At 79.6% G+C, this 348-nt stretch carries 1 protein-coding gene; it reads right to left on the reverse strand.

Translation table 11 applies throughout. The features are described from left to right. Positions 1-348 (reverse strand): sensor histidine kinase (locus DZG00_RS16635; protein ID WP_375342520.1); only part of this gene is annotated, 348 nt, incomplete at both ends.

Below are 348 nucleotides of genomic sequence, written 5' to 3' on the forward strand. Positions count from 1 at the left end.
TCCGGGCGGTCAGCCGCGTGCCGTCGGGACCGCTCGCGACGTCCAGGCGCCCGGACGCCGCGTCGAGCCGGCGGCGCATCCCGTCCAGGCCGTAGCCGCCGGACGCGCGTGCGGGGTCGAACCCGCGGCCGTCGTCGCGGATCGTGAGCACGACGTCGTCGCCGTCGCGGGCGAGGACCAGCTCCACGGCGGTCGCGCCCGCGTGGCGGCGGACGTTCGCGAGGCCCTCCTGGGCGCAGCGGAGGAGGACGACCTCGGCGTCGCGGTCGACGGATCCGATGCCCGCGTCGGCGCGCACGTCGACGGGCGCGCCGGTCTCGCGTCCGAGGCGCGCGCCGAGCCGGGCGA

Source organism: Clavibacter lycopersici, from assembly GCF_003576405.1.
GTDB classification, from domain to species: domain Bacteria; phylum Actinomycetota; class Actinomycetes; order Actinomycetales; family Microbacteriaceae; genus Clavibacter; species Clavibacter lycopersici.